This is a genomic window from Mesorhizobium sp. M7A.F.Ca.US.006.01.1.1, assembly GCF_003997935.1.
In the GTDB taxonomy this organism is placed as follows: domain Bacteria; phylum Pseudomonadota; class Alphaproteobacteria; order Rhizobiales; family Rhizobiaceae; genus Mesorhizobium.
This window is the reverse complement of the sequence record NZ_RZQL01000384.1, coordinates 1-4,314: the sequence shown is the minus strand read 5'-3', so window position 1 is coordinate 4,314 and position 4,314 is coordinate 1. Positions and strand designations below refer to the sequence as shown.

General features: G+C 57.2%; 5 protein-coding genes and 1 tRNA gene. 3 read left to right on the top strand and 3 right to left on the bottom strand.

Going from position 1 to position 4,314, the window contains the following annotated elements; genetic code table 11:
* Positions 1-271 precede the first annotated feature (271 nt).
* A tRNA-Thr gene (locus tag EN943_RS35390) sits at positions 272-347 on the top strand.
* Between the two features lie 165 nt (positions 348-512).
* Here the strand turns inward: EN943_RS35390 and EN943_RS35385 are convergent.
* Positions 513-686, bottom strand: coding sequence for a hypothetical protein (locus EN943_RS35385; RefSeq protein WP_127416427.1), 174 nt, complete (start codon positions 684-686; stop codon positions 513-515).
* 530 nt (positions 687-1,216) lie between these two features.
* Here EN943_RS35385 and EN943_RS35380 point away from each other — a divergent pair.
* Positions 1,217-1,489 (top strand): hypothetical protein, encoded by a 273-nt coding sequence (locus EN943_RS35380; RefSeq protein ID WP_127416426.1) that lies wholly within the window; start codon positions 1,217-1,219, stop codon positions 1,487-1,489.
* 880 nt (positions 1,490-2,369) lie between these two features.
* Here the strand turns inward: EN943_RS35380 and EN943_RS37860 are convergent.
* Complete coding sequence (locus EN943_RS37860; RefSeq protein WP_164778559.1) at positions 2,370-2,537, bottom strand: hypothetical protein; 168 nt, start codon at positions 2,535-2,537, stop codon at positions 2,370-2,372.
* Between the two features lie 441 nt (positions 2,538-2,978).
* On the opposite strand from EN943_RS37860, the gene EN943_RS35370 reads away from it, so the two are divergent.
* Positions 2,979-3,686: a Crp/Fnr family transcriptional regulator gene (locus EN943_RS35370; protein ID WP_127416425.1), complete on the top strand. Its 708-nt coding sequence runs from the start codon at positions 2,979-2,981 to the stop codon at positions 3,684-3,686.
* Positions 3,687-3,850: 164 nt separating this feature from the next.
* On the opposite strand, the gene EN943_RS35365 is transcribed toward EN943_RS35370, so the two are convergent.
* On the bottom strand, positions 3,851-4,078 hold the full coding sequence (locus EN943_RS35365; RefSeq protein ID WP_127416424.1) for a hypothetical protein: 228 nt from the start codon (positions 4,076-4,078) through the stop codon (positions 3,851-3,853).
* Between the last annotated feature and the right edge of the window lie 236 nt (positions 4,079-4,314).

Sequence of the window (4,314 nt, the reverse complement as noted above, 5' to 3'; positions counted from 1 at the left end):
GATGGTGGTGACGCCGGTCCAGTCGACATTGGCCTTCTTCACATCGCTGATGATCTTCACCAGCAGCATCCAGGTCACGAAGATGATCGGCAGAATGATAACAAATCTGATCATGCGACACCCCTGCGCCAAGCGATTGCACCTTCCCCTAGATGTAGGAAGCAATCCGGCGCTTTTCAGGATGCCACTCCCCGACAGCGCATGGGACATGCCGGGAAAAAACGGAGTTTTGTCTTTACTGGCGCAACAAATATGCTAACCGGAGCGCCGTGCCCTTGTAGCTCAGCTGGTAGAGCAGCGGTTTTGTAAACCGAAGGTCGGCGGTTCGATTCCGTCCGGGGGCACCAGTTTCCACCCGACACTCCCAGGGAATCAACCAGCTCAAGGGTTTCAACGCCCCCCGAGGTAGACCGGGGAATATAAGAGGGATGACAATGGAACCCAAAGTGGCGCAATGATCCGTAGCCGCTTAAACAGGGTACGAAGCCGGTACCCCAGTAGGCGGCGGGCCCCTAGTGGCGTTCCTTCAAAAACCGGGCTTCGCGCAACAACGAATTCCAATCCGTGCCAACGAGCCCTATCAAATCTCGCGCATCGTGTTCTGAAATGCCGACTTCTTCAGACAAACGTCGGGCAAGCAATTGCTGGTTGCCTTTGGCCTCACGCCCGTCACCATCTTTTCTCATTGGGTCCTCCTTTGGACCAATCTCCGGAATGGCGTTTAGTGGAGGGCTAAAAAGCCCGCCCGGTCACGGCAGCGGCAGGCTTCCAAGGAGGACGTGCCGGGATCGTCGGGTCCCTGCCGCGCCAGAGCTGTTAGCATTGGCTGTTCCATCAGAAGCGCGTCGCTGGCGTCAGCGGCTAAGCGACTTAGCTCCTGGATCGATCTTTCTTCAAAGGCTTGGAACCTTTGGCTTCAGCCGCGAGGCGTTGTTCTCGAAGTCGCGCAGTTTTTGTATCGCGCGCCTCCCTCTCTGCCGCGTTAGCAATCTTTGCCTCACGGTCTGCACGCTCCAATCGGTCTTTGTCGACGCGTCGCTGGGACAGTTTTTGGCCTCCTACCAGAAGGCCCTTCAATTACCAGTTCGCTAAAACGTTCCCATTCGTCGGACTGATTGTGGCCCGCCGACCCACGCCCTCGAAGGGATTCAATTAGACAGAGCTAAAATGATGGCGCCGGGGAAACCTTTTGGCGACATCGACATTGTCGGGTTGCATGGCTCGCTTCTACTTTGATCTGACTGACAACGGCGAATTTTATCCCGACACTGAGGGCACGGAGCTTCCGAGCATAGAGGCCGTGGAAGATGAAGCCGCACGGGCGCTTTTGGAAATAGCGAGAGACGCGATGCCGGACGGCACCTATCGTCAGGTAGCGTTCCACGTTCGCGACGATACCAACGCCGCTTTGTTGGTGGTTAAGGTCACGTTCGAGCTTACACGGTTGGGCAGCGATCGAGACGGGCCAAAACGGCGGCCCCCCGACTAGGAGATAACCGGCAGACAGTGCTACATGGGGGATGAAATTTCCCCCCAGCTTACATCGTCTACCTTCCTCCGCTGCCTGGCCTCCCCTATCTAGCTGTCACTTTGACGGCAAATGGCGCAATCACGGCGGCGCCATTTGACACGGCGGATGAAGCCGCAGCGTTCAACAAGCTGATGGCGAAAACGGAAATATCCCGGCAAGCCGATTTGAATTGAACGACACCGAGGTCGGGCAAGATTGTCCGCGAGGGTCTACCCCACCTTCGATGAGATTGTACTAGCGAGAGCCCTGCGTGCCCGCCTTGCCCATGAGCGAGCGCGAATGCTCGTCTTGCTCGAACGGCTTGCTCGCGCCCGGATGCTCGTTCAAGACACTGCCGCGATTCGCTCCCACGTGCGCGCCACCCTTGCGTACCAAACCGTACGTTGATCCTTCTGGGGTCACGCGCGAAAAGAGAGTAAATAAATCCCTTCGTAGGAAGGGAGGCCGCGATGGTTGAAACGCATATAAAGTCGCACAGGTTTCTATAGAAACCAGCTTTCGGTTGCGGCACCATTCCCTGGCCGGAACTGCCTCCTTTCGCCATGATATGGACCACTCCAGACGCGCAATCGAGGCATCACGCGAACTGCTCAAGCGCCTTCGCCAACGTCATCGCGATGACATGGCCCGAGGTTGGGAAGATCTGGACCCAGGTCCTGTTGCCGTCTCGGCCTTCGATGCCGACATTCTCCGCTCTGCATTTCGAAACCTGGTCAGGGAAACAAGCGTTCCAGAGTGTGAATGGCGCCACCTGGCTGAAAGCCTGGTCCGCGAATATGTCGGGTGCGAGCGGGTTGACGTTGGCTTGTTGGACTGGATTACCCACAAGTAGTCGGCGCTATAAATTGCGTACCAACGCAAAACAGCCCGCCCCGCCCACATTGCCGGTGACACGAAACGGGCTGCGGAAGCCCGCATGCGATGCTTCCTGCAATCCAACTTTAGACGAGTACGGATGTTCCGTTAGCTTCTGCTGAAAAGCGGTACATTCTGCTGCTGTGGTCATTCGACACTCGCCGGTAGAGTAGACCCGCCGCTCCATTTGCGAAGCGACGGGCTCTCGCCCACCCCATGCCTGTCTGAGCAATTTAGATGCCAAACTCTTTGACCCGTTATGGAGCACAGCCTTCGCCTTGCCAGTCGGTCCCTACCAGTGGCCTTCTCGTCGCTCTAGCTCGACATCGATAATCATGTACATCATGCCGGCTCGTTGGCTGCGATCACAAATTGTCGGACTCGTACGAAGCAGAGTTCTGTACGGTTCCAACCCTTTAACTTTGTACACCCCTGTTTTGTAATTCGGCGGCCGAGGGGACGCCGTGCATCAGATCGCATTTCACTGTCAATCGCGCGCCAGAGGGCGTAAGTTCTGCAAATCGTCTGCACGTGTTTACGGGCGCGGACGGCAAGGAGATTGGAAAGCTCTTGCCCCAAGCGGGATTGAGCTATGACCAATCCAGAGAACGATTCCTATAAAAACCAATTGCTGTGTCGACTTAACCCTGGTGACCTGGGGCTTTTGCAGCCATATCTTGAGCGATGTTCCCTCAATTTGAGAATGAACCTGGAGAAAGCCGATTCGGAAATCGAGACGGTCTACTTCCTGGAGGACGGCATAGCTTCTGTGGTCGCGACGGCTTCAGGTAAAGAAGCCGAGGTTGGGCTTGTTGGGTTCGAGGGAATGACCGGTGCCGCGCACGTGATGGGCGCTGACTATGCCCCGCATCAATGTTACGTCCAGTCGCCCGGCAGCGCTTTCCGGATCGGAGCAGAGCCCTTCAAGGAGGCTCTTGCGAACAGCCCGACATTGCGCCCGTTCCTGTTACGCTATGTCCACTACTTCCACATCCAGACCAGCTATACGGCTCTGATCAACGCAAGATCAAACCTTGAAGAGCGGTTGGCGCGTTGGCTTCTAATGTGTGACGATCGGGTCCACGGCGAACGCCTTGCGATCACCCATGAGTTTCTCGCCGTCATGCTTGGAGCAAGACGGCCAGGGGTTACCGTTGGGCTGCAAGTGCTGGAAGGACGCGGTTTCATCTATTCTCGACGTGGCGAAGTGCATATCAGGGACCGCAGCGGCCTTGCGGCTTGCGCAAACGGCACCTACGGCAAGCCAGAAGCCGATTACGTTCGGCTAGTTGGATTATAACGCTCCAAGCATGCCGGACGTAGACCGCAGTGATCCAGATACCTGCGCCTCGTGCCAGCAATATAGCCCGTCCCGCCCACATTGCCGGTGACACGAAACGGCTGCGGAAGCCGCGATGCGATGCTGCAATCCAACCTTGGGCGCGCACGGACGTTCCGTAAGCTTCATATCCCGTGCGTCAGCACAAGATAAATAGCGGGGACGAGCATCAACCAGCCGCTCAGTCCAAGAACCACCAAAATCGCCATGCGCTCTGTTCGCCTGACAAGGTCGGCAGTGTTTTCGTTGTCCGGCAAAGCGACGGCGGCCACAAACCCGGGCGCATGATCATCGTTGCCATTTCGCGGTTGGTTCGCGTTGCCACTCTCATTCGATCTCTGGACCAATGTCATTGTTATCGTTCACCAAAGGAATGTAGCCGGCCCGTTCTCGGCGCGTGAGCCGGAACGGGCCGAGGCGCAAAATCAGTTAAAATCGAAGGACGACCGAAGGACCACGTCGGCGGTAGCACCGGACGCGACGGCGACCATGCCGCCAGTAACTGCGGCAGACCCGTCTCCAGCCCCGCCGGCGGCGGTGGGGACGGTGGTGCCAGTCCCGATGGTAGACCTGCTGCACTTCTGCTCTG